General features: G+C 71.3%; 25 protein-coding genes. 1 reads left to right on the forward strand and 24 read right to left on the reverse strand.

Features of this window, described 5'->3' with window-relative positions; all coding sequences use genetic code 11:
- Window positions 1-64: 64 nt before the first annotated feature.
- From ACIPYS_RS10335 to ACIPYS_RS10345, 3 genes are all read right to left on the reverse strand, one after another.
- Window positions 65-934: a 3-hydroxyacyl-CoA dehydrogenase family protein gene (locus tag ACIPYS_RS10335; RefSeq protein ID WP_093860501.1), complete on the reverse strand. Its 870-nt coding sequence runs from the start codon at window positions 932-934 to the stop codon at window positions 65-67.
- A gap of 197 nt (window positions 935-1,131) precedes the next feature.
- Window positions 1,132-1,782, reverse strand: coding sequence for a response regulator transcription factor (locus ACIPYS_RS10340; RefSeq protein WP_093860502.1), 651 nt, complete (start codon window positions 1,780-1,782; stop codon window positions 1,132-1,134).
- The gene (locus tag ACIPYS_RS10345; protein ID WP_400745280.1) at window positions 1,779-2,990 is read right to left on the reverse strand and encodes a sensor histidine kinase; all 1,212 of its coding nucleotides are present in this window, start codon (window positions 2,988-2,990) and stop codon (window positions 1,779-1,781) included. Before ACIPYS_RS10345 ends, ACIPYS_RS10340 begins: the two co-directional genes overlap by 4 nt.
- 155 nt (window positions 2,991-3,145) lie before the next feature.
- Here ACIPYS_RS10345 and ACIPYS_RS10350 point away from each other — a divergent pair, with 155 nt between their 5' ends.
- Window positions 3,146-3,742 (forward strand): hypothetical protein, encoded by a 597-nt coding sequence (locus tag ACIPYS_RS10350; RefSeq protein ID WP_400745282.1) that lies wholly within the window; start codon window positions 3,146-3,148, stop codon window positions 3,740-3,742.
- Window positions 3,743-3,803: 61 nt separating this feature from the next.
- On the opposite strand, the gene ACIPYS_RS10355 is transcribed toward ACIPYS_RS10350, so the two are convergent.
- From ACIPYS_RS10355 to thrB, 21 genes are all read right to left on the reverse strand, one after another.
- Window positions 3,804-4,376: a cob(I)yrinic acid a,c-diamide adenosyltransferase gene (locus ACIPYS_RS10355; protein WP_093860504.1), complete on the reverse strand. Its 573-nt coding sequence runs from the start codon at window positions 4,374-4,376 to the stop codon at window positions 3,804-3,806.
- Window positions 4,377-4,514: 138 nt separating this feature from the next.
- On the reverse strand, window positions 4,515-5,015 hold the full coding sequence (locus ACIPYS_RS10360; protein ID WP_030392779.1) for a DUF2550 domain-containing protein: 501 nt from the start codon (window positions 5,013-5,015) through the stop codon (window positions 4,515-4,517).
- Window positions 5,016-5,162: 147 nt separating this feature from the next.
- On the reverse strand, window positions 5,163-5,546 hold the full coding sequence (locus tag ACIPYS_RS10365) for a F0F1 ATP synthase subunit epsilon (protein WP_093860506.1): 384 nt from the start codon (window positions 5,544-5,546) through the stop codon (window positions 5,163-5,165).
- A gap of 186 nt (window positions 5,547-5,732) precedes the next feature.
- A complete protein-coding gene (gene atpD / locus ACIPYS_RS10370) occupies window positions 5,733-7,178 on the reverse strand; it encodes a F0F1 ATP synthase subunit beta (protein ID WP_093860507.1) in 1,446 nt (481 codons plus the stop codon).
- A 2-nt stretch (window positions 7,179-7,180) separates the two neighbouring features.
- The gene (locus ACIPYS_RS10375; protein WP_093860508.1) at window positions 7,181-8,092 is read right to left on the reverse strand and encodes a F0F1 ATP synthase subunit gamma; all 912 of its coding nucleotides are present in this window, start codon (window positions 8,090-8,092) and stop codon (window positions 7,181-7,183) included.
- A 32-nt stretch (window positions 8,093-8,124) separates the two neighbouring features.
- On the reverse strand, window positions 8,125-9,699 hold the full coding sequence (gene atpA, locus ACIPYS_RS10380; protein WP_030392783.1) for a F0F1 ATP synthase subunit alpha: 1,575 nt from the start codon (window positions 9,697-9,699) through the stop codon (window positions 8,125-8,127).
- Window positions 9,700-9,854: 155 nt separating this feature from the next.
- Window positions 9,855-10,670, reverse strand: coding sequence for a F0F1 ATP synthase subunit delta (locus tag ACIPYS_RS10385; RefSeq protein ID WP_093860509.1), 816 nt, complete (start codon window positions 10,668-10,670; stop codon window positions 9,855-9,857).
- Complete coding sequence (locus ACIPYS_RS10390; RefSeq protein WP_093860510.1) at window positions 10,667-11,224, reverse strand: F0F1 ATP synthase subunit B; 558 nt, start codon at window positions 11,222-11,224, stop codon at window positions 10,667-10,669. Before ACIPYS_RS10390 ends, ACIPYS_RS10385 begins: the two co-directional genes overlap by 4 nt.
- Before the next feature lie 34 nt (window positions 11,225-11,258).
- A complete protein-coding gene (atpE, locus tag ACIPYS_RS10395) occupies window positions 11,259-11,495 on the reverse strand; it encodes an ATP synthase F0 subunit C (protein WP_030392786.1) in 237 nt (78 codons plus the stop codon).
- 95 nt (window positions 11,496-11,590) lie between these two features.
- Entirely contained in the window at window positions 11,591-12,403 is an 813-nt protein-coding gene (gene atpB, locus ACIPYS_RS10400) for a F0F1 ATP synthase subunit A (RefSeq protein ID WP_030392787.1), read from the reverse strand.
- A 285-nt stretch (window positions 12,404-12,688) separates the two neighbouring features.
- Entirely contained in the window at window positions 12,689-13,132 is a 444-nt protein-coding gene (locus ACIPYS_RS10405) for a hypothetical protein (RefSeq protein ID WP_093860511.1), read from the reverse strand.
- A 284-nt stretch (window positions 13,133-13,416) separates the two neighbouring features.
- Window positions 13,417-14,796 (reverse strand): MraY family glycosyltransferase, encoded by a 1,380-nt coding sequence (locus ACIPYS_RS10410; protein WP_107452562.1) that lies wholly within the window; start codon window positions 14,794-14,796, stop codon window positions 13,417-13,419.
- 160 nt (window positions 14,797-14,956) lie between these two features.
- Window positions 14,957-16,231 carry a serine hydroxymethyltransferase gene (gene glyA / locus ACIPYS_RS10415; RefSeq protein WP_093860512.1) on the reverse strand — a complete coding sequence of 425 codons (1,275 nt, stop codon included), beginning with the start codon at window positions 16,229-16,231 and terminating at the stop codon, window positions 14,957-14,959.
- Between the two features lie 156 nt (window positions 16,232-16,387).
- Window positions 16,388-17,029, reverse strand: coding sequence for a protein-tyrosine-phosphatase (locus ACIPYS_RS10420; RefSeq protein WP_231978767.1), 642 nt, complete (start codon window positions 17,027-17,029; stop codon window positions 16,388-16,390).
- 29 nt (window positions 17,030-17,058) lie between these two features.
- The gene (locus ACIPYS_RS10425; protein ID WP_093860514.1) at window positions 17,059-17,706 is read right to left on the reverse strand and encodes an L-threonylcarbamoyladenylate synthase; all 648 of its coding nucleotides are present in this window, start codon (window positions 17,704-17,706) and stop codon (window positions 17,059-17,061) included.
- 142 nt (window positions 17,707-17,848) lie between these two features.
- Window positions 17,849-18,715, reverse strand: a complete 867-nt coding sequence (gene prmC / locus ACIPYS_RS10430; protein WP_030392793.1) for a peptide chain release factor N(5)-glutamine methyltransferase — start codon at window positions 18,713-18,715, stop codon at window positions 17,849-17,851.
- Window positions 18,716-18,774: 59 nt separating this feature from the next.
- Window positions 18,775-19,851, reverse strand: coding sequence for a peptide chain release factor 1 (prfA, locus tag ACIPYS_RS10435; protein ID WP_093860515.1), 1,077 nt, complete (start codon window positions 19,849-19,851; stop codon window positions 18,775-18,777).
- 144 nt (window positions 19,852-19,995) lie between these two features.
- Window positions 19,996-20,217 carry a 50S ribosomal protein L31 gene (gene rpmE / locus ACIPYS_RS10440; protein ID WP_093860516.1) on the reverse strand — a complete coding sequence of 74 codons (222 nt, stop codon included), beginning with the start codon at window positions 20,215-20,217 and terminating at the stop codon, window positions 19,996-19,998.
- A gap of 155 nt (window positions 20,218-20,372) precedes the next feature.
- The gene (locus ACIPYS_RS10445; protein WP_400745290.1) at window positions 20,373-21,548 is read right to left on the reverse strand and encodes an LCP family protein; all 1,176 of its coding nucleotides are present in this window, start codon (window positions 21,546-21,548) and stop codon (window positions 20,373-20,375) included.
- Window positions 21,549-21,682: 134 nt separating this feature from the next.
- Window positions 21,683-23,794, reverse strand: coding sequence for a transcription termination factor Rho (rho, locus tag ACIPYS_RS10450; RefSeq protein ID WP_093860518.1), 2,112 nt, complete (start codon window positions 23,792-23,794; stop codon window positions 21,683-21,685).
- Between the two features lie 603 nt (window positions 23,795-24,397).
- Window positions 24,398-25,333: a homoserine kinase gene (gene thrB / locus ACIPYS_RS10455; RefSeq protein ID WP_093860519.1), complete on the reverse strand. Its 936-nt coding sequence runs from the start codon at window positions 25,331-25,333 to the stop codon at window positions 24,398-24,400.
- Window positions 25,334-25,636 lie beyond the last annotated feature (303 nt).

Genomic DNA, 25,636 nt, shown 5'->3' on the forward strand with positions numbered 1-25,636 from the left:
AGAACGGGCCGCGCGGTCCCGCGACCGCACGGCCCGTCCGGTCCGTCGGCTCAGCCGGCGGCCGTCACTTGCCCGGGTACGGGTAGAAACCGCGGCCGCTCTTGCGGCCCAGGTCACCGGCGGTGACCATGCGCGCCATGATCTCCGGAGCGGCGAACTTCTCGTCCTGGGTCTCGCTGTAGATGTTCCGCGCGGCGTGCAGCAGGATGTCCACGCCGGTCAGGTCGGCGGTCTCCAGCGGGCCCATCGGGTGGCCGAAACCGAGCCGGCAGGCGGTGTCGATGTCCTCGGCGGAGGCGACGCCCGACTCGTAGAGCTTGGCTGCCTCGACGACCAGGGCGGTGATCAGACGGGTGGTGACGAAACCGGCCACGTCGCGGTTGACCACCACGACGTCCTTGCCGACGCCCTCGGCGAAGGCCCGGGCGGTGGCCAGCGTCTCGTCACTGGTCTTGTAGCCGCGGACCAGCTCGACCAGCTTCATCAGCGGCACCGGCGAGAAGAAGTGCACGCCGACGACGGACTCGGGGCGCGAGGTGGCGGCGGCGATCCGGGTGATCGGGATGGCGGAGGTGTTGGAGGCGAGCACCGCGCCGTCCTTGGCGAGCTTGTCGAGCTCCTTGAAGACGCCTTCCTTGACCTCCAGCTGCTCGAACACCGCCTCGACCACGATGTCCGCCTCGGCGACCGCGCCGAGGTCGGTGGTGGTGGTGATCCGGCCGAGCGCCGCCTCGGCGTCCTCGGCGGTGAGCCGGCCCTTGGAGACGAACTTGTCGTACGAGGCGCGGATGCCGTCGAGGCCACGGCGCAGCGCCTCCTCGGTCACGTCGCGCAGGACCACCGGGTGGCCGGCCTGGGCGGAGACCTGGGCGATGCCGGCGCCCATCAGGCCGGCCCCGATCACGGCGATCTGCTTGCTGGACGCACTGCTCATGGCTTGGTCTCCCGATGCCGTCGCCGCCCTGGTGGGCGGGCCCTGAAGGCGGCTCAAGGCAGGGGTCACCCACCGAGCCGCATCACTCATGGGCGGGACTTTAATGCCGATCCGGCGCCCGTGGTGGCATCCGGGGGTGTGATCTGCGACAGACCTGAGCGGGCGAGAAGGTCAGCTGATCGGATCGATCGGACGGGTCAGATCATCAGCCCGAGATCCTGGGCCAGGATCGCCGCCTGCACCCGGCTGCGCAGCCTCAGCTTGGCCAGGATCCGGCTGACATGGGTCTTGGTGGTCGCCTCCGCCATCTCCAGCCGCCCGGCGATCTCACCGTTCGACAGCCCGGCACCGATGCAGGCCAGCACCTCCCGCTCGCGCGGCGTCAGCCCGGCCACCGCCGTCCGGACCTCCGGCCCCACCTGCCGCTCCGGCCGGGCGAAGGTCCCGATCAGCCGGCGGGTCACCGAGGGCGCCAGCATGCCGTCCCCGCGCGCCACCGTGCGGATGCCGTCGACCAGCGCGTCCGCCTCCAGGTCCTTCAGCAGGAACCCGGCCGCACCGGCCCGCAGCGCGCCGTAGACGTACTCGTCCAGGTCGAAGGTCGTCAGCACCAGCACCTGCGCGGCCCCGGCCGTCACCACCTGGCGGGTGGCCGAGACCCCGTCCAGCCGCGGCATCTGCACGTCCATCAGGACGACGTCGGGCCGCAGCTCCAGCGCCAGCCGGACGGCCTCCTCGCCGTCCGCCGCCTGGCCGACCACCTCCAGGTCCGGCTCGGCCCGCAGGATCATCACCAGTGCCGCGCGCACCGCCGCCTGGTCCTCCGCGACCAGTACCCGGATCGTCATGACCGTCCCGCCCCTTCCTCCGTCGAGTGCTCCCTCGGCAGCACCGCGCGCACGCTCCAGCTCCCGTCCTTCGGCCCGGCCTCGAAGCCTCCGCCCAGCAGCGAGGCCCGTTCCGCCATGCCGACCAGCCCGGCCCTGGCCCCCGGCAGCGCCTGCCCGGCGCCGGTCCGGAACGGGCTGTCCACCCTGATCCTCAGCTCCCCGGGCCGGAAGTCCAGCAGCACCCGGACCTCCCCCGGGCCGGCGTGCTTGAGCGCGTTGGTCAGCGACTCCTGCACGATCCGGTACGCGGCCAGGCCGACCGGCACCGGCAGGACCCCGCGCTCGCCGCTCTCGGTCAGCTCGAAGTCCAGCCCGACGTCCCGCCCGGCCGCCCGCGCCTTGGCGAGCAGCGCGTCCACCGCCGACAGGTCCGGCGCGGCGTACGACTCGTCGGCCTCGCCCCCGCCGCTCTCCCGCAGCAGCCCGACGATGCGGCGCATTTCGGCCAGCCCCTGGACGCTGTTCTCGCGGATCACGCCCAGCACCTCCAGCACCGGATCGTCCGCCGGCCGGCCCTGACGCCGCGCCATCGACTGCGCGCCGGTCGCGTGGATCGCGATCGCCGACAGGTGGTTGGCCACCACGTCGTGCAACTCGCGCGCCATCCTCGACCGTTCGGCGACCACCGCCTCGCGCCGGTCCATCTCCGAGAGCAGCGCGGTCTGTTCCGCCCGCAGCCGCTGGGACTCCGCCTCCTGCCGGTGCTTGCGCACGATGTCGGCGCTCCAGAGCGGGCCCAGGAAGACCAGGGTGGTGATCACGGCCACCGCGACCGCCGAACCCGTGTCGCCGTAGACGAGGGTCAGGGTGGTCAGCACCAGCACCGAGGCGGTCCCGGTGACGTGCAGGACCGGCGACATCCGCCGGGGCCCGTACACCACCGCCGCGTAGAGCAGGTCGGTGTACATCATGGTGGTCGCCAGCAGGGCGCCGGAGAAGATGCTCCCGGCGAAGACCAGCCCACCGAGCACCGCGATGGTGATCGGCCTGGTCCGCCGGACCAGTTCCAGGGCCGCCATCGCCAGCAGCGCCGGCAGCACCTGCCAGCGAGGCATCGACGACGACTGGTCGTACACCTTGAAGGCGATCAGCAGCAGTCCGCCGGCCAGCCCGGCCAGCGCGATCGTGGCATCGACCTGCCGTGGGGTGGGTGTGGGTCTGCGCACGACCCCATCAGATCATCCCCGGACCGCGCCCGGCTCCGGAGGCGGGAGGAGCCCGGCTACATCGAAAGATGCAGCCACGGTCCGTCCCCGCCGACGACGCGCGCCCGGGGGTGCCGCGGGGAGGGTGGAGGCGTCGTCGAGAACTGGAGCGCACCATGATCGTCACCCTTGTCCTCGCCGCCGAGGTCGCCTTCTGGGTGGTTCTCGCACTGGGCCTGGCCGCCCGCTACCTGCTGCGGTGGCGGAAGGTGAGCACCGTCCTGCTGGTCGGGCTGCCCGTGATCGACCTGGTGCTGTTCCTGCTCACCTTCCTCGACCTGCGCGGCGGCGCCACCGCCTCCTGGACGCACGCCCTCGCCGCGAGCTACCTGGGCTTCTCGGTCGGCTTCGGGCCGTCCGTGGTCCGCTGGGCCGACGGGTGGTTCCAGCACCGCTTCGGCGGCGGCCCGAAGCCGCTGCCCTCGCCCAAGTACGGCACGGCCCGGAGCCGGTACGAGTGGCGGATCTGCCTGCGCACCCTGGTCTCGGTGGCGATCACGCTCACCCTGATCACCGCGCTGAAGCTGTTCACCGACGCCACCGGGACCGGGGTGTTCGACCAGTGGTACTGGCGGCTGGGCATCGCCGCCGTGGTGAACCTCGTCATCGCCACCAGCTACACCCTCTGGCCGAAGCAGCCGCCGGCCGGCGCGGTCGTCGAGGACGGCCGGATCGTCGAGCGGCACGTCCCCGAGCGGGCGAAGCAGTTCTAGAACGGCGGCGGGTGCGGTGGACCGAACGGGAGACGGTCCACCGCATCGGCGCGCGGTCGCCTCAGCGGTTCTCGCCGGGCACCCAGAGCACGTCGCCGCGCTCCTTGTTGGCGGCCCTGGCCAGGATGAACAGCAGGTCGGAGAGCCGGTTCAGGTACTTGGCGGTCAGCGGGTTGACGGTGTCCCCGTGGGTGTCGATCGCCGCCCAGGTGGCCCGCTCGGCCCGCCGGACCACGGTGCAGGCCAGGTGCAGGTACGCGGCGCCCGGGGTGCCGCCGGGGAGGATGAAGCTGCGCAGCTTCTCCAGCTCCGCCAGGTAGTGGTCGCAGTCCGTCTCCAGCTTGTCGATGTAGGACTGCTCGACCCGCAGCGGCGGGTACTTCGGGTCCTCCACCACCGGGGTGGCCAGATCGGCGCCGACGTCGAAGAGGTCGTTCTGCACCCGGGTGAGCACCGTGACCACGTCGGCCGGCAGCGCGCCGGCCGCGATCGCCACGCCGATCGCGGCGTTGGCCTCGTTGGTGTCCGCGTAGGCGACCAGACGGGGATCGGTCTTGCTCGTGCGGCTCATGTCACCGAGCGCCGTGGTGCCGTCGTCGCCGGTACGGGTGTAGATGCGCGTCAGATTGACCATGCGGCCACCCTAGCCGGGCCGGTTAGGCGGCGTTAACCCCCGAGAATCCGCCTCCCCCACCCCGAGGGTCAGCCGCTGTGCGACGTTCACCTCCCCCAGCCTCCGGCCGGGAGGTGCCCCCACCCCGAGGGTCCGCCGCTACGCGACGTTGACCCTCTGCCCGGGCGGGGCCGCCTCGAGCCAGGCGAGGAAGCCGGTGAGCGCGTCCTCGCTCATGGCGAGCTCCAGCGGGGCGCCCTCGTGCAGGCAGCGCAGCACGACCGAACCGGAGAGCAGGGCGAGCTCCTCCTGCCCCTCCGGGTAGCGCCGGCCCAGCACCTCGATCTCCCGGCGCGGCAGCACCTTGCGGGGGCGCGGGGCGTAGGAGAAGACCCGGAACCACTCGATGGAGTCACCGCTGTACCGGCCGATACCAAAAACCCACCCCTTGCCGTCGGTCTGGGGAACCGGGGCCGAGGTGGGTTTGCCGTTCTCGTCGAGGTCGGGCTGCGTGGAGGCGTCGACGGGCATTTTGAGCCGGTAGCTGCAGTCGAACGTGCCGCCGACCCGCTGGATCACACGGCGGCGTACCGCGAACGCGACCAACCCGATCACTCCGAGCGCCACGACCGCCGCACACACCACAAGGGCGAGGACCATGCTCACCTACCTCCTCGCTACCCGCGTTCCCCGTTCGGTCGTACCAGGCGACCGCGTTGACCTACCAACTGAGACGACAGTCCCGGGGTCACGCTCACGCGTCCCCGGGACCGTCGGTCGACCCCGCTCAGGCGGGGTCCGGCACAATCAGGCGCGGGCCTTGAGGCCGCGTGCCGCGAACAGCCGGACCTCGGCACGCCGCTCGGCGTGCGCGTCCAGGTCGGACTTGGCCTTGTCCAGTGCGCGCTCGGCGCGCGCGACGTCGATCTCGTCCGCCAGCTCGGCGATCTCCGCGAGCAGAGACAGCTTGTTGTCGGCGAAGGAGATGAAGCCGCCGTGCACCGCAGCGATCACGGTGCCGCCGTCCGTGGTGCGGATGGTGACCGGACCGGTCTCCAGCACGCTCAGCACCGGGGTGTGACCCGGCATGATGCCGGTGTCGCCGGAGGCCGTACGGGCGACGACGATGGTGGCCGCACCGGACCACACCTTGCGGTCGGCTGCGACCAGCTCGACGTGCAGCTCAGCCAACGTGGGCTCCTAGGCTCATGCAACCCCCGATTACTCGGGAGTTTCGGTAAGAATAACGGGCCCGCGCCCCCGGCATGAAACCGGCGGCACGGATTTGACCGGAATCACAGCCGATGCGACGCGAGGGGTGGGTCCCAGGGCTGGGGCCCACCCCTCACGATCACGCTCGGCTGCTACCGGCCGCGACTACTTCTTCGCGAGCTCGGCGGCGTTGCGCTCGAGGTCCTCGATGCCACCGCACATGAAGAACGCCTGCTCCGGGACGGAGTCGTACTTGCCGTCCGCGATGGAGTTGAACGCCTCGATGGTCTCGGACAGCGGCACGGTCGAACCCTCGACACCGGTGAACTGCTTCGCCACGTAGGTGTTCTGCGAGAGGAAGCGCTCGATGCGACGGGCACGGTGGACCGTGATCTTGTCCTCCTCCGACAGCTCGTCCATACCGAGGATGGCGATGATGTCCTGGAGGTCCTTGTACTTCTGCAGGATCCCCTTGATACGGATGGCCGTGTCGTAGTGGGTCTGCGCGATGTACCGCGGGTCGAGGATGCGGGACGTGGAGTCCAGCGGGTCGACGGCCGGGTAGATGCCCTTCTCCGAGATCGGGCGCGACAGAACGGTGGTCGCGTCCAGGTGGGCGAAGGTGGTGGCCGGGGCCGGGTCGGTCAGGTCGTCCGCGGGGACGTAGATCGCCTGCATCGAGGTGATCGAGTGACCGCGGGTCGAGGTGATGCGCTCCTGGAGGAGGCCCATCTCGTCGGCCAGGTTCGGCTGGTAGCCCACCGCGGAGGGCATACGGCCGAGCAGGGTCGACACCTCGGAACCGGCCTGGGTGAACCGGAAGATGTTGTCGATGAAGAGGAGCACGTCCTGCTTCTCGACGTCACGGAAGTACTCCGCCATGGTCAGCGCGGAGAGCGCGACCCGCAGACGGGTGCCCGGCGGCTCGTCCATCTGGCCGAAGACCAGGGCGGTCTTGTCCAGAACGCCCGAGTCGACCATCTCGTCGATGAGGTCGTTGCCCTCACGGGTACGCTCGCCGACGCCGGCGAAGACCGACACACCACCGAAGTTCTCGGCGACGCGGTAGATCATCTCCTGGATCAGAACGGTCTTGCCGACACCGGCACCACCGAACAGACCGATCTTGCCACCGGTGACGTACGGGGTGAGGAGGTCGATGACCTTGATGCCGGTCTCGAACATCTCGGTCTTGGACTCGAGGTCCTTGAAGTCGGGGGCCTTGCGGTGGATCGGCCACCGGACCTGGACCTGCGACTCGAACTCGTCCTTGTCGACGTTCAGCACCTCACCGAGGGCGTTGAAGACCTTGCCCTTGGTGATCTGGCCGACCGGCACGGAGATGGCGGCACCGGTGTCGGTGACCTGCGAACCACGGACCAGGCCGTCGGTCGGCTGCATCGAGATGCCGCGGACCAGGCCGTCGCCGAGGTGCTGGGCGACCTCGAGGGTGAGGACCTTCTTGCCGCTGCCGTCGGGGTTGTCCACCTCGACGTGCAGGGCGTTGAACATGTCCGGAATCGCGTCGACGGGGAACTCCACGTCGACGACCGGGCCGATGACCCGCGCGACGCGGCCCGTCGCCGTGGTCGGCTCAACAGTGGTAGTCATACTCATTCGCTCCCGCGGCTCGCGTCAGCGAGCGCGTTCGCGCCACCGACGATCTCGCTGATTTCCTGGGTGATCTCGGCCTGACGGGCCGAGTTGGCAAGCCGCGTGAGCGACTTGATGAGCTCGCCGGCGTTGTCCGTCGCGCTCTTCATCGCGCGGCGGCGGGCGGCGTGCTCGGAGGCGGCCGACTGCAGCAGCGCGTTGTAGATCCGGCTCTCCACGTACCGCGGCAGCAGCGCGTCGAGGACGCCCTCCGCCGACGGCTCGAAGTCGTAGAGCGGGAAGATCTCCTTCGTCGCCGACTCCTCGCCGACCTTGACCTCGTCGAGCTTCAGCGGCAGCAGCCGCGCGTCGACGGCGGTCTGCGTCAGCATCGACTCGAACTTGGTCGAGATCACGTGGACCTCGTCCACCCCGCCGGTCTCGGCCGTGAAGGCCTCGATCAGCGCGGCCGAGACGAGCTTGGCGTCGCCGTAGGTCGGCTTGTCCGAGAAGCCCGTCCACGAGTCCGCGACCGCGAGGTCACGGAAGCCGTAGTACGAGACGCCCTTGCGGCCGACGGCGTACGTCACCACTTCCTTGCCCTCGGCCCGCAGGCGCTCGGAGAGCGCCAGCGAGGCCTTGATGGCGTTGGACGAGTAGCCGCCCGCCAGACCGCGGTCCGCCGTGATCAGCAGGACTGCGGCACGCGTGGCGTTCGGGTTCTCGCTGGTGAGCGGGTGCTTGGCGGTGGACCGGGTGGCCACTGCCGTCACCGCCCGGGTGAGCTCATCGGCGTACGGGGTGGAGGCGGCCACCGCGCGCTGCGCCTTACCGATGCGCGCCGCGGAGATCATCTCCATCGCCTTGGTGATCTTCTTCGTCGCGGTGACAGAGCGGATCCGGCGCTTGTAGACCCGAAGCTGTGCTCCCATGGGTCGTTACGTCCTTTCCCTCGCTACCGGACTCAGGCCTGCTCGGAGAGCAGCTTGCCGTCAGCGGTCTGGTAACCCTGCTTGAACTCGCCGATCGCGGCGGTCAGCGCGTCGACGGTGCCGTCGGCGAGCAGACCGGTCTCGACGATGCCCGCGAGCAGGTCCTTGTGCTGCAGGCGCACGTAGTCCAGGAACTCGCGCTCGAAGCGGCGGATCTCGGCGACCGGGACGTCGTCCAGCTTGCCGGTGGTACCGGCCCAGATGGAGACGACCTGCTCCTCGACCGGGAACGGCTGGTACTGGCCCTGCTTCAGCAGCTCGACCATGCGCGCACCGCGCTCCAGCTGGGCCTTGGAGGCCGCGTCCAGGTCGGAACCGAAGCCGGCGAAGGCCTCCAGCTCACGGTACTGGGCGAGGTCCAGGCGCAGACGGCCGGCGACCGAGCGCATGGCCTTGATCTGGGCGGAGCCACCGACGCGGGAGACCGAGATACCGACGTTCACGGCCGGGCGGATGCCGGCGTTGAACAGGTCGGACTCCAGGAAGCACTGGCCGTCGGTGATCGAGATGACGTTGGTCGGGATGTACGCCGACACGTCGTTGGCCTTGGTCTCGATGATCGGAAGACCGGTCATCGAGCCGCCGCCCAGGGCGTCGTTCAGCTTCGCGCAGCGCTCCAGCAGACGGGAGTGCAGGTAGAAGACGTCGCCCGGGTACGCCTCGCGGCCCGGCGGGCGGCGCAGCAGCAGGGAGACGGAACGGTAGGCCTCGGCCTGCTTCGACAGGTCGTCGAAGATGATCAGGACGTGCTTGCCGTCGTACATCCACTCCTGGCCGATGGCGGAGCCGGTGTACGGAGCGAGGTACTTGAAGCCGGCCGGGTCGGAGGCGGGAGCGGCCACGATGGTGGTGTACTCCAGCGCGCCGGCCTCCTCCAGGGCGCCGCGGACGGACGCGATGGTGGAGCCCTTCTGGCCCACGGCGACGTAGATGCAGCGGACCTGCTTCTCCGGGTCGCCCGAGCGCCAGTTGTCGCGCTGGTTGATGATCGTGTCGACAGCCACCGCGGTCTTGCCGGTCTGGCGGTCGCCGATGATCAGCTGGCGCTGGCCGCGGCCGATCGGGGTCATCGCGTCGATGGCCTTGATGCCGGTCTGCAGCGGCTGCTTGACCGACTTGCGGGCCATGACACCCGGGGCCTGCAGCTCCAGGGCGCGGCGACCGGTGGCGGCGATGTCGCCCAGACCGTCGATCGGGTTGCCCAGCGGGTCCACGACGCGGCCGAGGTAGTTGTCGCCGACCGGCACGGAGAGGACCTCGCCGGTGCGGCGCACCGTCTGACCCTCCTCGATGCCGCCGAACTCACCGAGGATGACGACACCGATCTCGCGGGTGTCGAGGTTCAGCGCGAGGCCGAGCGTGCCGTCCTCGAACTTCAGCAGCTCGTTCGCCATGACCGAGGGCAGGCCCTCGACATGCGCGATGCCGTCCGCCGCGTCAGTGACCGTGCCGACCTCTTCCACAGAGGCGGCGTCCGGCTGGTACGACTGGACAAAGTCGGCCAGCGCGTCCCGGATCTCCTCCGGACGGATCGTAAGCTCCGCCATCAGGCTTCCCTGCTCTCCTAGTTTGCGATCCTCGGCCCGCCATTGAGGGCCGCAAGTGCTCGACTCTCGGCCGGGTCGTATGAACCGGCCGTACGTTTTGCCGACTCCGGTGGAGCCGGTTTCCCGACCGAGGGTCGGATGTGCTGCTTCGGTGCTCAGCCTTCGAGTACCTGGCGAGCGCCCGAGAGGCGGCTCGACACGGTGCCGTCGATGATCTCGTCACCGATCTGCACCCGGACACCGCCGACGACCTCGGGGTCGACGTCGATGTTCAGGTGGACCTGGCGGCCGTACAGCCGGCCGAGGGCGCCCGACAGGCGCTCCTTCTGGCTGTCCGACAGCGGCACCGCGGTGGTGACCTGGGCCACCATGCGATCGCGCCGGGCGGCGGCGAGCTTGGAGTAGGACTCCAGCCCCTGCTCCAGGCTACGGCCACGCGGGTTGTTGACGAGGCTGGTGACCAGCCGCACGGTGCCCGCGTTGGCGCGGCCGCCGAGCAGCTTCTTGATCAGGCCCGCCTTGGCGACGGCGCCGGCCTTGGGCTCGGTCAGCGCGGCGCGCAGCTCGTGCGAGCCGCTCACCACCCGACCGAAGCGGAAGAGCTCGTCCTCGACGTCGTCCAGGGCACCGGCCCTGTCGGCGGCGATGACCTCCGCGTACGCGGCCAGCTCCTCCACGGCGTCGACCAGGTCACGGCCACCCGACCAGCGGGAGCGGACCAGGCCGGAGACCAGGTCGGCCGTCTCGCCGGAGACCTGGCCGGCCAGCAGCGAGGAGACCAGCTGAGCCTTGTCCTGACCCGACCGGGACGGGTCGGTCAGGACGCGGCGCAGCGAGACCTCGCGGTCCAGCAGGACCGTGACGGCGGTGAGCTCCTCGGCGAGCCGGGCCGCGTCCACCGAGGTGGAGTCGGTCAGGCTCTCGAGGTTCTGCCGCCCGGCGGCGAGGGCCTCACGGCTGGCGCCGATCACTTCGCCGCACCCTGAGCAACGGCGGCCTTGGCCTCCAGCTCGTCCAGGAAGCGGTCGACGACGCCGCTCTGTCGCGCCTGGTCCTCGAGGGACTCACCCACGATGCGGGACGCCAGCTGGGTGGCCAGCGAGCCCACGTCCTGGCGCAGGGCGGCAGTCGCCTGCTTCTTGTCGGCCTCGATCTGGGCGTGGCCGGCGGCGACGATGGCCTCGCGCTGACGCTGGCCCTCCTCGCGCATCTCGACGAGCTGGGCAGCGCCCTGCTCGCGAGCCTGCTCGACGATGCGAGCCGCCTCGTGGCGCGCCTCGGCGAGCTCGGCACGGTACTGCTCGAGCAGGGCCTGCGCCTCGTTCTGAGCGGCCTCGGCGCGCTCCATGCCGCCCTCAATGGCATCCCGGCGCTCCGCCAGCACCTTCTCGATGCTGGGGAGGATCTTCTTGCCGAGGAGACCGAAGACGATGAAGAAGCAGAGCAGGCCGATGATGATCTCGGGCCAAGCGGGGAGGAGAGGGTTCATCTTCTCCTCGGCCGCAAGCTGAGCCGCGATGCTCATATCTGGACCTTCCTCGAATGGGTCTGCGGCGGGATTACTTGTTGCCGAAGACGAACGGCATGACGATGCCGATCAGCGCGAGGGCCTCGGTGAGCGCGAAGCCGATGAACATGTTGGAGCGGATGAGGCCGACGGCCTCGGGCTGGCGGGCCATGGCCTGGACGCCGTTGCCGAAGATCAGACCGACGCCGATGCCGGGGCCGATGGCGGCGAGGCCGTAGCCGATCGAGGCGACGGAACCGTAGACAGTGCCCTCAGCGAGGAAGCTCATTGCAGTTGTCCTTTGCAGGGTGGTGAACCGGTGGTGATTGGCCACCGGGCATTCCGGGAGGTGTGGATCGTGGCGGGCCCTGACGGGCCCGGGGCTCAGTGCGCCTCTTCCAGGGCACCGGCGATGTAGCTGCTGGCCAGCATCACGAAGATGTAGGCCTGCAGGAACTGGACCAGCAGCTCGAAGGCGGTGAGGCCGACGGCGACGACGAACGAGGCCGAGCCGTACAGCGCGCCCAGGGTCGGGCTGAGCAGGTACCAGGAGGCGATGGAGAACATCACGATCAGCAGGTGGCCGGCGAACATGTTCGCGAAGGCTCGGACCGCGAGCGTGAAGGGGCGCACGAAGATGTTCGAGAAGAACTCGATCGGCACCAGGATGAACATGACCCAGCCCGGGATCCCCGACGGCCAGCAGAGGTTCTTCAGACCACCGACGAACCCGTGGTTCTTGAAGGTCAGACCCATGTACGTGACCCACACGACGGCCGCGAGGCCGGCCGGGAAGGCGATCGCCGCGGTCACCGGGAACTGGGCGAAGGGAATGACCGACAGGATGTTCATCAGCCAGATGATGAAGAACATCGAGACGAGCATCGGGACGTACTTCTCGCCCCGCTTGCCGATCGTCTCCAGCACGATGGAACGCTTGACGAAGTCGTAGCCGATCTCACCGACCAGCTGCAGCTTGCCCGGGACGAGCTTCGGCTTCGCGAAGGCGGCCCAGAAGAAGCCGATGACCAGAACAGCCACGATCATCGACAGCAGCATCGGCTTGTTGAACTCGAAGCTGCCGATGGTGAAAATCGGCTCGAACTGGAACTCGTTCAGACCCGGGGCCGGGAAGCCGCAGCCAGCGTCCCCGAAGTGGCAACTGCCTGAGGCGAGGGACGTGAGTTCAGCACTCACCACGGACTCCTTCGTCGTGACGCATGGTTACGGCAACCTCGGTGTGTCGGCATGGCCTGCGGCCACGGAGCGGCACTGGAACTTGATGGGTTTCTCGCCGACCCCGCGCGGCAGAGCACTGCACCACAGCGGGATCATCGAAGACTGCGCGGACCCGGGGGGCGATCGATCCGCGCTGCGGATGGACCAGGCCTCTTCCCGTACTCCGTTGTTGCGACGGACGATAGCAGTCCGTCAGTGCGGCATAAACACCGCCCCCCTCGTTGGGGGGACAGTGGGCCGTCGTCACTGTTGACGCCCCTTGTCCGAGGGCTTCTCGGCCTTGTTTTCGGAGGCGTCGGTCACGACGTAGAAGGTCTTGGCCTTGAGGAAGCCGCGGACCTGGAAGCCGGTCCAGATCAGTACGCAGCCCAGCAGGGTGAAGGCGAAGGCCTGCCGGTTGAAGAGCTCGGTGTTCTTGAAGACCGCCAGCACGATGCCGACCAGCAGGATCTGAGTGGTGTACACCAGCAGCCCGACGGCCATCATCATCTGCGGATTCGACCTGGTCAGCCGGTCGAGGGCGACCTGGCCGGAGGCGAAGAAGACCATCACGAGCAGAGCGCCGAGGAAGGCCCCGAGCAGGCCCTTGCCCCCCGCGACGGCGAAGGAGATCGCCATCGCGATGACTCCGGCGACCGCAGTGGGGATCGCGGCGCCTCGGAGGATCCGGGCGTCGTTGGACGGCATGTCGGCAACTCCGGCGGCATGTCGATGTGGCGGGGGGACGGGCACAGAACTCGGTGGGTGGTACCGGACCGGAACCACCGCGGGCCGGCCTCTCGACGGCGAGCCCGTCGAGTGGGACCCGCCAGGGACGGAAGTCATCCACCTGTCAGGTCTTTCGGCGCGTTCTCGGTACTCGTGAACGGTATCACAAACTATTTGATGAGAGCTTTACCATGAATGTGTGGCACCTGTCACACCGATGGCCCAAGGGTGCCGCCGATCGGGTGAACCGACTTGACGCGCCCTCACCTCTCCCAGCGGCCGCGTCCGTTGCCGTGCCCGCGGCCGGTGACCGCCGACGATCCCTTGGGCACTCCGCCGAGCAGACGCTTGTCCTCGGCCGACAGTTCGGCCATCGGCTCGGGACTCGTACGCCCGGCCGAGTCGGCGGTGAGCTCGGTGCCCTCGGTGCTCCCGGCGGTCTCCGCGACCGGGGCGGCGGCGGTCCGGCGCACCGGACGGCGGCGGTAGCGCGGCGGCACGAAGGCCTGCACCGCGCGCGGGGCCCGGGGCCGGAACCGCGGGGTGAGCAGCACCACCAGGCCGACCAGGCAGAGACCGGCCAGCGTGAGGACGACGGTACGGCCGGTGTTGGTGACCGAGAAGGCGACGGTCCCGAACGCGATCAGCGCGGCCCAGAAGTACATGATCAGTACGGCGCGGCTGTGCGAGTGGCCGACCTGGAGCAGTCGGTGGTGCAGGTGCCGCTTGTCGGCGGCGAACGGGGACTGGCCCGCCCAGGTGCGGCGGACCACGGCGAGCAGCAGGTCCGCCAGCGGCAGCGCGATGACCGTCAGGGGCAGCAGCAGCGGGATGTAGATCGGCACCAGGGCGTGCACGGTGGCGGTCTGGGAGCCCAGCTCGCTGGTGATGAGGTCGGGGTCGACCCGGCCGGTGATGGAGATCGCGGCGACCGCCAGCATCAGGCCGAGCATCATCGAGCCGGAGTCGCCCATGAAGATCCGGGCCGGGTGCATGTTGTGCGCCAGGAAGCCCAGGCACATCCCGATCAGCAGCACGCTGAACAGCACCGCTGGGGCGGCGTCGGAGATCGTGTAGCCGTACCAGAGCCGGTACGAGTACAGGAAGAAGGCCATCGCGGCGATGCAGACCATGCCGCCCGCCAGACCGTCCAGCCCGTCGATGAAGTTCACCGCGTTGACCATGACGACGACCAGGACCACCGAGATGACCATGCCCTGGGTCGGGCTGACCGCGACCGGACCCACGCCGGGCACCGGCAGGGTGATCACCGTGACGCCCTGCCAGACCATCACACCGGCGGCGATCATCTGGCCGCCCAGCTTCACCAGGGCGTCCACGCCCCACTTGTCGTCCAGCACGCCGAGCAGCCACATGATGCCGGCGCCGGAGAGCAGCGCGCGGATGTCGGTGCCCTGGGAGAACACCTTGCTCAGGTTGTCGAGCTGGGAGGCGACCAGGATGCCCGCGCAGAGTCCGCCGAACATCGCGATGCCGCCGAGCCGCGGCGTCGGCTCGCGGTGCACGTCCCGCGCGCGGACCGGGGGCATCGCCCCGGCCGCGATGGCGAACTTCCGGACCGGCCCGGTCAGCAGATAGGTGACCGCCGCGGTGCAGAACAGCACCAGCAGATACTCACGCACCACTGGCCTCCCGCAGCGCTGTCCGACGGTTGGGTACCGAAGGTACTCCCGTGCCTGTCCGAGGTTCGAGGTGCGTCGCCACGGCACACACCTTATTGAGTCGGACGCCGGGGGTGCGCATCGCGGTTCGCCCTACCGGGTAGGAGATTCGGAAGCGCGGTCAACGCCGCCCGGCGAAGGCCCGCGCGAGTTCCCGGACGCGCTCCGCCACCCGGACGTCCGTGCCCCCGGCGAGCAGCCGTCCGATCAGCCCGGCGATCTCCGCCAGCTCCGCCTCCCCCATGCCCTGCGTGGTCACGGTGCCGGTCCCGAGCCGGATCCCGGAGGCCTCCGAGGGCGGCGCCGGGTCGTAGGGCAGCGCGCACTTGCCGAACAGCAGTCCGGCGGCCGCGCAGCGGCGCTCCGCCTCGGCCCCGCTGACGCCGAGCGCGCCGACGTCGGCGGTCACCAGATGGGTGTCGGTGCCCCCGGTCAGCGGGCGCGCTCCCGCCGCCGCGAGCCCGTCCGCGAGCACCCGTGCCCCGGCCACCGTGCGGTGGGCGTACGCCCGGAAGGCGGGCGTGGCGGCCTCGGCCAGCGCGACGGCCTTGCCGGCCACCTCGTTCATCGCGGCGCCGCCCTGGCTGAACGGGAAGACCGCCCGGTCGACCCGTTCGGCCAGCTCGGCGGTGCACAGCAGCAGACCACCGCGCGGGCCCCGGAGCAGTTTGTGGGTGGCCGCCACGGTGACGTCCGCGTACGGGACCGGGGACGGCGCGACACCGGCCGCGACCAGGCCGGTGGTCTGCGCGACGGAGGCCACCAGAAAGGCGTCCGCCTCGTCGGCGATCGCCCGGAAGGCGGCCCAGTCGGGGTGCCGCGGGTAGGAGATGGAGCCGGCCACGATCGCCTTCGGCCGGTGCCGCAGGGCGAGCTCGCGGACCTGGTCGAGGTCGATCAGCCCGTCCTCGCGGCGCACCCCGTAACCGACGAAGTCGAACCAGCGGCCGGAGAAGTTGGCCCGCGAGCCGCAGCTGAGGTGGCCACCGTGCTCCAGCGACATCGCGAGCACCACGTCGCCGGGCCGCAGCAGCGCGGCGTAGGCGGCGAGCATCGCCGCGGTGCCGGAGCGCGGCTGGACGTTCGCGTGCGGGGCGGCGAACAGCTCCCGGGCCCGGTCGATCGCCAGCAGCTCGGCGGCGTCGGCGAGCGAGCAGCCGGCGTGGTGGCGGCGGCCGGGGTAGCCCTCGGCGTACTTGTCGATCAGCGGGCCGGTGAGGGCCGCCAGCACGGCCGGGCCGGTGAGGTTCTCCCCCGCCAGCAGCTGGATCGTCTCCGCCCGTCGTTCGGCCTCCGCGGCCATCAGGTCGGCCAGCTGGGGATCGGCCCGGAACAGGGCGGCGGAGAGCGCCTCGGGGGTCTCGACGGGGCCGGTCGCGGCATCGGTGACGGTCATGGCGGGGGCTCCCGGGCGCGTCGGGTCGGATCCCTCCAGCGTAGGACCGCCCCCGCGCCCCGGCACGGCGGCGCGTGCCGGGGTACGCCCGGCCGTGGGAAGCGGCGCGACCGGGCCGGCGGTGCCACGGCGGCCGGCCGGCGTCCGGGCCGGCGCTCAGCGCAGCGCGCGGACCCCGGTGAGGGCGGTCACCACCGGGTCGACGGCGTGGAATATCTCCTCGCCGCAGTTGCGGAACATCCCGATCGGCGCGCCGTACGGGTCGTGCAGCTCGTCCGTCTCGGGGTCGGCGGCCAGCAGCCAGCCGCGCAGCGCCGCGGCGGCCCGGACCAGGGCCCGGGCGCGCTCGGTGACGTCGGCGCCGCGGCGCGGGTCCGGCAGGGTCCCCGGGTCGATCGTCCGGACCAGCCGGGTGAACTCCTTCAGGGTGAAGGTGCGCAGCCCCGCCTCGTGGCCCATGGAGATGACCTGGGCCCGGTGGTCCAGGGTCGCGGTGAGCACCAGGTCGGCCTCGACCACGTGCTCGTCCAGCAGTTCGCGGCCGGTGAAGCCGCCGCTGTCGGCGCCGTACTCGTCCAGCACCGTGGCGGCGTGGTCCTCCATCGGCGCGCCGACATGGCCCCAGGTGCCGGCCGACTCGACCAGGATCCGGCCGGCCACCCGGGGGTTCAGCCGGGTGTCCAGCTCACGCCGGGTGAGCCGCTCGGCGATCGGCGAGCGGCAGATGTTGCCGGTGCACACGTACAGGATCCGGAAGTGGTCCAGCGGCCTGGGTCCCACGCTCAGGTACGGCGATATGCCGGGCCCGGCATGGAGGGAGGCGGCCGTCAACTGCCGGCCTCCAGGTCGGGGACGACCTCCCTCAGCTGCTCGACGGAGATCGCGCCGGCCCTCAGCAGCACCGGCACCTTGCCGGTGACGTCGACGATCGACGAGGCCTGGGCGTGGTCGGCGGTGCCGCCGTCCAGGTAGACCGAGATGGCGTCGCCGAGCTGCTGCTGGGCCTCGTCGCAGGTGGCCGGGGACGGGCCGCCGGTCCGGTTGGCGCTGGAGACGGCCATCGGACCGGTGCTGTTCAGCAGCTCGATGGCGACCGGGTGCAGCGGCATCCGGACCGCGACGGTGCCGCGGGTCTCGCCGAGGTCCCAGCGCAGCGAGGGCTGGTGCTTGGCGACCAGGGTGAGACCGCCCGGCCAGAAGGCGTCGACGAGCTCCCAGGCCTGCTCGGAGAAGTCCGTGACCAGACCGTGCAGGGTGGTCGGCGAGCCGACCAGGACGGGCGAGGGCATGTTGCGGCCGCGGCCCTTGGCGGCGAGCAGGGCGGCCACCGCCTCCGGGGAGAAGGCGTCCGCGCCGACCCCGTAGAGGGTGTCGGTCGGCAGCACGACGAGTTCGCCGCGGCGGACGGCAGAGGCGGCCTCACGCAGACCGGTGGCGCGGTCCCCGGCATCGGCACAGTCGTAGCGGCGGCTCATCGGTGCGGTCCCCTTCCGGACGGGCTCATGGTGGTGCTCGTGGTGGTGCTCGTGCTGCTCGTGGCGCTCGTACTGCTGCCGGCGCCGGCGGCGGTGCTCCGGCGCCCCGACGGGCCGCGGTGCCCGCCGGTCACCCGCTCGGTCACAGCGACGCCTTGCGGGCCGTGGTGAAGCGCGGGCGGTTGTTCAGATCGCGGTGGTCGGCGGTGTCGGTCCAGCCGGCCTCCTCGTTGAAGATCCACGGGACCTGGCCGCCCTGGGTGTCGGCGTGCTCGATCACCACGGCGCCGCCCGGGCGCAGCAGACGGGCGGCGACGCGCTCGATGCCGCGGATGGTGTGGAGGCCGTCCTCGCCGGAGAACAGCGACATCTGCGGGTCGTGGTCGCGGGCCTCCGGGGCCACGTACTCCCACTCGGTGAGCGGGATGTAGGGCGGGTTGGAGATGACCAGGTCGAAGCGGCCGTCCCAGGCGCGGTCGTCCTCGAAGGCCCGGGTGGCGTCGCCCTCGTGCAGGGTGACCCGGGCGCGGTCGGGCGAGGAGCCGATGTTGCGCCGGGTGTAGGGCAGCGCGCCCTCGTCCAGCTCGAAGGCGTGGACGACCGAGCGGGGCAGCTCCTGGGCGAGGGCGAGCGCGATCGCGCCGGAGCCGGAGCAGAGGTCGACGACCAGCGGCTCGGCCACGTCCATGTCGCGGACGGCGTCTATGGCCCACTCGACCACCGACTCGGTCTCCGGGCGGGGCACGAAGACCCCCGGCCCGACCTCGAGCTCCAGGTAGCGGAAGAACGCCCGGCCGGTGATGTGCTGGAGCGGCTCGCGGGCCTCCCGGCGGGCCACCGCCTCCCAGTACCGGGCGTCGAAGTCGGCGTCCTTGACGGTGTGCAGCTGGCTGCGCCTGACGTTGTGGACGTGTGCGGCGAGTTCCTCCGCGTCGAAGCGCGGCGACGGCACGCCGGCCGCGGCCAACCGCTGGGTGGCCTGGGCCACCTCGGCGAGTAGCAGGTTCATCCGTACGACCTCTTGCTTCCGCTCTCCGGCCTCGACGTCGGTCCCGCCGCCGCCCGGTGTCAGTTCTGTTGGGCCGCGGCGAGCTTGGCCGCGGCGTCCGCGTCGACACAGGACTGGATGACGGCGTTCAGCTCACCGTCCAGCACCTGGTCCAGGTTGTACGACTTGAAGCCCGTCCGGTGGTCCGAGATGCGGTTCTCCGGGTAGTTGTACGTCCGGATCCGCTCGGAGCGGTCCACCGTGCGGACCTGGCTGCGGCGCGCGTCCGAGGCCTCGCGCTCGGCCTCCTCCTGCGCGGCGGCCAGCAGCCGCGAACGCAGGATGCGCATCGCCTGCTCCTTGTTCTGCAGCTGGCTCTTCTCGTTCTGGCAGGACGCCACGATACCGGTCGGCAGGTGGGTGATCCGGACCGCGGAGTCGGTGGTGTTGACCGACTGGCCGCCCGGGCCGGACGAGCGGTACACGTCGATCCGCAGGTCGTTGGCGAGGATCTCGACCTCGACCTCCTCGGCCTCCGGGGTGACCAGCACGCCCGCCGCCGAGGTGTGGATGCGGCCCTGCGACTCGGTGGCGGGGACGCGCTGCACGCGGTGCACGCCGCCCTCGTACTTCAGCCGGGCCCAGACGCCCTGGCCGGGCTCGGCGTTGCCCTTGGTCTTCACGGCCACCGAGACGTCCTTGTAGCCGCCGAGGTCGGACTCGTTGGAGTCGATGAGCTCGGTCTTCCAGCCGATCCGCTCGGCGAACCGCAGGTACATCCGGAGCAGGTCACCGGCGAACAGCGCGGACTCCTCGCCGCCCTCACCGGCCTTGATCTCCAGGATGACGTCCTTGTCGTCGTTCGGGTCGCGCGGGACCAGCAGCAGCCGCAGCTCCTCGGTCAGCTCCTCGCGCCGGGCCTCGCCGGTCTTCACCTCGGCGAGGAACTCGGGGTCCTCGGCGGCGAGTTCGCGGGCGGCCTCGATGTCCTCGCCGGCCTGTCGCCAGGCCCGGAAGACCCGGGTGATCGGCGTGAGCTCGGCGTAGCGCTTGGCCAGCTTGCGGGCGTTCGCCTGGTCGGCGTGGACGGACGGGTCGGCCAGCCTCGCCTCGAGGTCGGCGTGCTCGACGAGGAGCTCTTCGACTGCCTCGAACATGGGGGTGGCCTTCTTCCCGGGGATCGGTGGGTGGAGCTGAGGGGGACCGCGGAGCGCGGACGGTGCGGGGGGACGCGAACGGCGCCGGTCCCCCATGCCCCCGGAACGAGTACGGGGGCACCGGGAACCGGCGCCGAGGGAGCGCTAGGCCTTCGCGCTGTGCTGCTTGCCGAAGCGGGCCTCGAAGCGGGCCACGCGGCCACCGGTGTCGAGGATCTTCTGCTTGCCGGTGTAGAACGGGTGGCACTGCGAGCAGACCTCGGCGCGGATCACGCCGCTGGTCTCGGTCGAGCGAGTGGTGAACTCGGCACCGCAGGTGCAGGTCACGTGGGTGACCACGTACTCGGGGTGGGCGTTGGGCTTCAAGGGATTCTCCTAGTGTTCGGGAGGGCACCGGGTCGGCGGCGGGGACGCCGCTCGTGAACCGGGACCGACGGACCAGTCTGCCAGGACCGGCCGCTTCTTCCCAAACCGGGGGGCGCTCCGGGATATTCCGGACTCCTCCGGGGGCCGGCCGGGACTCAGCCGTGCCGGGCGGGGGCGGTCGCGGGCGCCTTCGACGTGCCGGCCGTGGGCGCCTTCGACGTGCCGCTCCCGGGCGCCTTCGACGCGCCTGCCGCGGGTGCCTTCGCCGGGGCCGTGGGGGTGGCCTGGGCGGGGTTCGACGGCTGGGCGGCGGCCACGGCCTCGGGGACCGGCCGGTCGGCCTTCAGGGCCGCCCAGAGCTGGTCGGCCTGCGGCTGGAGCTCGACCACCCGGTCCGGGTCGCCGGGGGCGGCCGTGACCGGCAGGGTGACCATGCCGAGCTGGTCCGGACCGATCCCCTTGAGCTGCTCGGCCAGGCCGACCAGGGCGTTCACCGAGGCGAGCGCGGAGTCGGTGGTGATCGAGCGGGTCAGGGTGTCGCCGACCGACCAGAGCTTCACCGGGTTGGTCATCAGCCCCACGCCGCCGGCCTGCTTGAGCAGCGAGCGCACCATCTGCTTCTGCAGCTCGATCCGGCCGAGGTCGCTGCCGTCCCCCACGCCGTGCCGGGTGCGGACGAAGGCGAGTGCCTGCTTGCCGTCGAGGTGGTGCTCGCCGGGCTGGAGGTCCAGGCCGCTGTCCTTGTCGTGGATGGCCACCGTGGTGGTCACGGTGGCGCCGCCCACCGCGTCCACGAGCCGGGCGAAGCCGGCGAAGTCCACCTCGACGTAGTGGTCCATCCGCAGCCCGCTGAGCTGCTCGACGGTCTTGACCGCGCAGGTCGCGCCGCCGGCCTCGTAGGCACTGTTGAACATCGCGCGCTTGGCGGCGGGCACCGTCCGGCCCTGCCGGTCGGTGCACTCGGGCCGCGGGACGAGGGTGTCGCGCGGTATGGAGACCACGTCGGCGCGCGAGTGGTCCTGGTTGACGTGCAGCACCATCGCGGTGTCCGAGCGGGCGGTGCCGCCGGTGTCGCCGCCGGCCAGGTCCGCGTTGCCGCCGGCCCGCGAGTCCGAGCCCAGGACCAGCAGGTTGAACGAGCCGTCGGTGGCCGTGGGCGGGCGGGAGGTGCCGAGCCCGCCGTCGATGTCGACGCTCCTGATGTTGCCGTCCAGCCGCAGGTACGCGTACCCGGCGGCCCCGGCGCCGAGGACGACGAGCGCGACGGACCCGCAGGCGGCCGCGCGCAGGATCCTGCGGCGGCGGCTCGGGACCCTCTTGTGTTCGGCCATACGGTCCAGAATAAATCGGACAAGATGCTTGAAAGAGTCCAGACTGTCCCAAGTCTGGAACAAACACCGGTCCGGAACCCGGCGAGCCCCGGGCCGCTCGCGCGGGCCGGGGCTCGTCCGTGTACCGAGGAAGGTCAGTCGCCGGACCCGGGGGTCGTCTTGGCGATCTGCATCAGGAACTCGGCGTTGCTCTTGGTCTGCTTCATCTTGTCCAGCAGCAGCTCGATCGCCTGCTGCGAGTCGAGCGCGTGCAGCACCCGGCGCAGCTTCCAGACGATGGCGAGCTCCTCGCCGCCGAGCAGGATCTCCTCCTTGCGGGTGCTGGAGGCGTCCACGTCGACGGCCGGGAAGATGCGCTTGTCCGAGAGCTTCCGGTCGAGCTTGAGCTCCATGTTGCCGGTGCCCTTGAACTCCTCGAAGATCACCTCGTCCATCCGCGAGCCGGTCTCGACCAGCGCGGTGGCCAGGATGGTCAGCGAGCCGCCGTTCTCGATGTTGCGCGCGGCACCGAAGAACTTCTTCGGCGGGTACAGCGCGGTCGAGTCGACACCACCGGACAGGATGCGGCCGGAGGCCGGCGCCGCCAGGTTGTAGGCACGGCCCAGACGGGTGATCGAGTCCAGCAGGATGACCACGTCGTGGCCCAGCTCCACCAGGCGCTTGGCGCGCTCGATGGCCAGCTCGGCGACGGTGGTGTGGTCCTCGGCCGGGCGGTCGAAGGTCGAGGAGATGACCTCGCCCTTCACCGACCGCTGCATGTCGGTGACCTCTTCCGGACGCTCGTCGACCAGGACGACCATCAGGTGGCACTCGGGGTTGTTGTGGGTGATCGCGTTGGCGACCGCCTGCAGCACCATGGTCTTACCGGTCTTCGGCGGCGCGACGATCAGACCGCGCTGGCCCTTGCCGATCGGCGAGACCAGGTCGATGATCCGGGTGGTCAGGATGCCCGGGTCGGTCTCCAGCCGCAGCCGCTCCTGCGGGTACAGCGGGGTCAGCTTGTTGAACTCGGGACGGCCGCGGCCGCTCTCCGGGTCCATGCCGTTGACGGAGTCCAGCCGCACCATGGCGTTGAACTTCTCGCGGCGCTCGCCGTCCTTGGGCTGGCGCACCGCACCGGTGATGGCGTCACCCTTGCGCAGGCCGTTCTTGCGGACCTGGGCGAGCGAGACGTAGACGTCGTTCTGGCCCGGCAGGTAGCCGGAGGTGCGGACGAACGCGTAGTTGTCGAGGATGTCCAGGATGCCCGCGACCGGGATCAGGACGTCGTCCTCGCCGATCTGCGGCTCGACGACACCGGCCTCGAAGCCCTCGCGGCGGCTGCCCCGGCCCCGGCGGTCGCGGTAGCGGCCGCGGCGACCGCGCCGGCCGTCGCCGAACTCGTCGTCGTCGAAACCGCCCTGCTGCACCTGCGCCTGCGGCTGGGCCTGCTGGGCGGCGGGCTGGCGGCCCTGCTGGCCCTCGCCCTGGGCGCCCTGCTGGCCGCCCTGGCGGTCGGTGCGGTCCGCACGGTCGGGGCGGTCGGCCCGGTCCCGGCGGTTGCGCCGGTCGCGGCGCGACTCGCGCCCCTCGCCGTCCTGGCCGGCCGGGGCCTCGGCGGTCTCCTGGCGGCCCTCGCGCTCGCCGCCCTCGCGACGGTCGCGGCGGTCCCGGCGGTCGCGGCGGGTCTCGGCGCGACCCTCCTCGCGGCCCTCGGGGGCGCGGGCACCCTCGGGGCGGGCCTCGGCCTGCTTGGCCTCGGTCGCCACGGCGGCGGGCGCCTCGGTGGCCTCGGCGGTCGGGGCACCGGCGGCCGAGGTCGCCCGGCGGCGGGTGCGCTCGGCCCGGGCCGGCGCGGCGGTCTCGGCGGCGGCCTGGACCGGGATCTCGATCTGGGCCTGCGCCTCGGCGGCGGCCGGGGCCTCGGCCCGGGCGGCGGCGGCCTTGCTGGTCCGGCGGGCGGGCTTCTCGGCCGGCTCGGCGGTCTCGGCCTTGGCCGCGCGCTTGGCGGCCGGAGCGGCGGTGGCGCCGGCGAGCAGCGGATCGCCCCCGCTCTTCTCCTTGATGGTCTCGATCAGCTGGCTCTTGCGCATGCGCCCGGTACCGGTGATGCCCAGGTCACCGGCGAGCTTCTGCAGCTCAGCCAGGACCATGCCGTCCAGGCCGGCGGCAGCGCTGCGGCGGCGCCGCGCCGGGGCCGCGGGGGCGGCGGCGTCCGACGCCTCGGCGTCCGGGCGCGCGCCCATCAGATCGGTGGTGTCGCTCACTAAGGGTCCTTCCCTGGAGCGGACGTCGGCCTGTCTGGCTCGGCGACCGGTTGTGCTGTCCTGACCAACGCTCGACTGCGTCGGTCCGAGGCGGTGTTCCCCCGGACGGCGGTGCCGGTCGGGGGAGAGCTGCGAGGTGCGGTGCTAGAAGCACGGTGGTGCTGAGTGGCGTGGCGGGACGGTCGTGTGCCGACCCTCCCCCCGGCCGCCGGCCGGGAGCTGCCCCCACGCTGCCTGCGAATCCCGGGCCCCCGTCGCGTGACGGTGGCCCGCGCTCCGCCCGTCCTGTTCCTCCAGGTGGGAGGCCGCGGGTGGGAGTCAGGTGCCGTCACGGCTTCGGGATGCGGCCGCAAGTCGCGCAGGCAGGCTGCGTACGCGCTGCGGTGGGCTCCCGGAGAATCGTCGCCCCGTGTATCGCCGGGACTCCGCTGACGCGGAGTGCTGGGATCGGGACGCGGCGCACCGAGCCCCGGAGGGCACCTGGTGCAGCAATGAGGTTAACACTACCGACCCCCTCAGACATTCCCCAGCCTTGCGGTTGCCAATCGTGTCCGGACGGCCCGGTGGCGGTGCACCGGGCCGGACCGTCGCGGACGGGGTGTTTCAGACGTCGAGCGGGAGCACCGAGGCTCCGGTCCGGTCGAGTTCGAGCCGGTGGGCGGCGAACGCCGGTCCGCCGCCGCCGTGGTCGGCCGCGAAGTCCAGGACCTTCTGCACGCCCGCCTCGTCGGTGAGCGCGAGCACGGTCGGACCGGCACCGGAGATCACCGCGGGCACGTTCTCGGCCCGCAGCGCGGCCACCAGCGCGGCGCTGTCCGGCATCGCGGAGGCCCGGTAGTCCTGGTGGATCCGGTCCTCGGTGGCGGCGAGCAGCAGGTCGGGACGCCGGGTCAGCGCCTCGACCAGCAGCGCGGACCGGCCGGCGTTGGCGGCGGCGTCGGCCAGCGGCACGGTCTTCGGCAGCAGTCCGCGGGCGGTCTCGGTGAGCACCTCGGTGGCCGGGACGAACACCACCGGAACGACCTCGGCGGAGGGCTCCAGGGCGATCGCCCGGGCCCGGTCCTCCTCGGTCCACGCCACGGTGAAGTTGCCGCGCAGGCAGGCCGCGACGTTGTCCGGGTGGCCCTCGAGCTCCGAGGCGAGCGCCAGCAGTCCGTCCTCGTCCAGGGCGGACGGGCCGCCGATGGTGACGGCGCGGGCGGCGACGATGCCGGCGCAGATCGCGGCGGACGAGGAGCCCAGGCCGCGACCGTGCGGTATGCGGTTGGCGCAGACCACCTCGAGGCCGCGCGGCTGGCCGCCGAGCAGGTCGAAGGCGGCACGCATGGAGCGGACCAGCAGGTGGCGCTCGTCGCGGGGAAGCGTCTCGGCGCCCTCGCCCGCGATGTCGACGGAGAGCCCGGAGTCGGCGACCCGGACGACCACGTCGTCGTACAGGCCCAGGGCGAGTCCGAAGGCGTCGAACCCCGGACCGAGGTTGGCGCTGGTCGCGGGGACCCGGACCCGGACGGCGGCGGCACGGAACGCAGGACCGGCCATGCGGTGGACTCTCCTGGGGAAATCGGGCGGCGCGAAGCGCGTCGGTGCGAGGGTGGGGAGCGGGCCGCGGGGCCCCGGCCGGGGCGGGCGGTCACATTCGGTGGTGCGGCCCGGAAGGGGGTCGGACCCGGGGCATGTGCCACACGGCCGCACCCAGAGTATCGAAGACAGGTTCCACAGCGGTACACCCCGTGGGCCTTCGATCTGGTGTGTTGCCGGTTCTGGCCGGAATTCATGCCGGAATCGGATCCGAATCCAGCACTGAATTGACACAAAAGAGTCAGTCGAGAACGGGACCGGGCC

The sequence above is a fragment of the Kitasatospora sp. NPDC089913 genome, from assembly GCF_044748625.1.
Lineage (GTDB): Bacteria > Actinomycetota > Actinomycetes > Streptomycetales > Streptomycetaceae > Kitasatospora.

Excerpts from the sequence above, each read along its gene's own strand:
- prfA (WP_093860515.1), bottom strand. The coding sequence starts at position 19,851 with ATGTTCGAGGCAGTCGAAGAGCTCCTCGTCGAGCACGCCGACCTCGAG.
- ACIPYS_RS10360 (WP_030392779.1), bottom strand. The coding sequence starts at position 5,015 with ATGGTCCTCGCCCTTGTGGTGTGTGCGGCGGTCGTGGCGCTCGGAGTG.
- atpA (WP_030392783.1), bottom strand. The coding sequence starts at position 9,699 with ATGGCGGAGCTTACGATCCGTCCGGAGGAGATCCGGGACGCGCTGGCC.
- ACIPYS_RS10375 (WP_093860508.1), bottom strand. The coding sequence starts at position 8,092 with ATGGGAGCACAGCTTCGGGTCTACAAGCGCCGGATCCGCTCTGTCACC.
- ACIPYS_RS10350 (WP_400745282.1), top strand. The coding sequence starts at position 3,146 with ATGATCGTCACCCTTGTCCTCGCCGCCGAGGTCGCCTTCTGGGTGGTT.
- ACIPYS_RS10445 (WP_400745290.1), bottom strand. The coding sequence starts at position 21,548 with ATGGCCGAACACAAGAGGGTCCCGAGCCGCCGCCGCAGGATCCTGCGC.
- thrB (WP_093860519.1), bottom strand. The coding sequence starts at position 25,333 with ATGGCCGGTCCTGCGTTCCGTGCCGCCGCCGTCCGGGTCCGGGTCCCC.
- atpE (WP_030392786.1), bottom strand. The coding sequence starts at position 11,495 with ATGAGCTTCCTCGCTGAGGGCACTGTCTACGGTTCCGTCGCCTCGATC.
- ACIPYS_RS10340 (WP_093860502.1), bottom strand. The coding sequence starts at position 1,782 with ATGACGATCCGGGTACTGGTCGCGGAGGACCAGGCGGCGGTGCGCGCG.
- ACIPYS_RS10355 (WP_093860504.1), bottom strand. The coding sequence starts at position 4,376 with ATGGTCAATCTGACGCGCATCTACACCCGTACCGGCGACGACGGCACC.
- ACIPYS_RS10405 (WP_093860511.1), bottom strand. The coding sequence starts at position 13,132 with ATGCCGTCCAACGACGCCCGGATCCTCCGAGGCGCCGCGATCCCCACT.
- prmC (WP_030392793.1), bottom strand. The coding sequence starts at position 18,715 with ATGAACCTGCTACTCGCCGAGGTGGCCCAGGCCACCCAGCGGTTGGCC.
- atpD (WP_093860507.1), bottom strand. The coding sequence starts at position 7,178 with ATGACTACCACTGTTGAGCCGACCACGGCGACGGGCCGCGTCGCGCGG.
- ACIPYS_RS10335 (WP_093860501.1), bottom strand. The coding sequence starts at position 934 with ATGAGCAGTGCGTCCAGCAAGCAGATCGCCGTGATCGGGGCCGGCCTG.
- glyA (WP_093860512.1), bottom strand. The coding sequence starts at position 16,231 with ATGACCGTCACCGATGCCGCGACCGGCCCCGTCGAGACCCCCGAGGCG.
- ACIPYS_RS10390 (WP_093860510.1), bottom strand. The coding sequence starts at position 11,224 with ATGAGCATCGCGGCTCAGCTTGCGGCCGAGGAGAAGATGAACCCTCTC.
- ACIPYS_RS10425 (WP_093860514.1), bottom strand. The coding sequence starts at position 17,706 with ATGAGCCGCCGCTACGACTGTGCCGATGCCGGGGACCGCGCCACCGGT.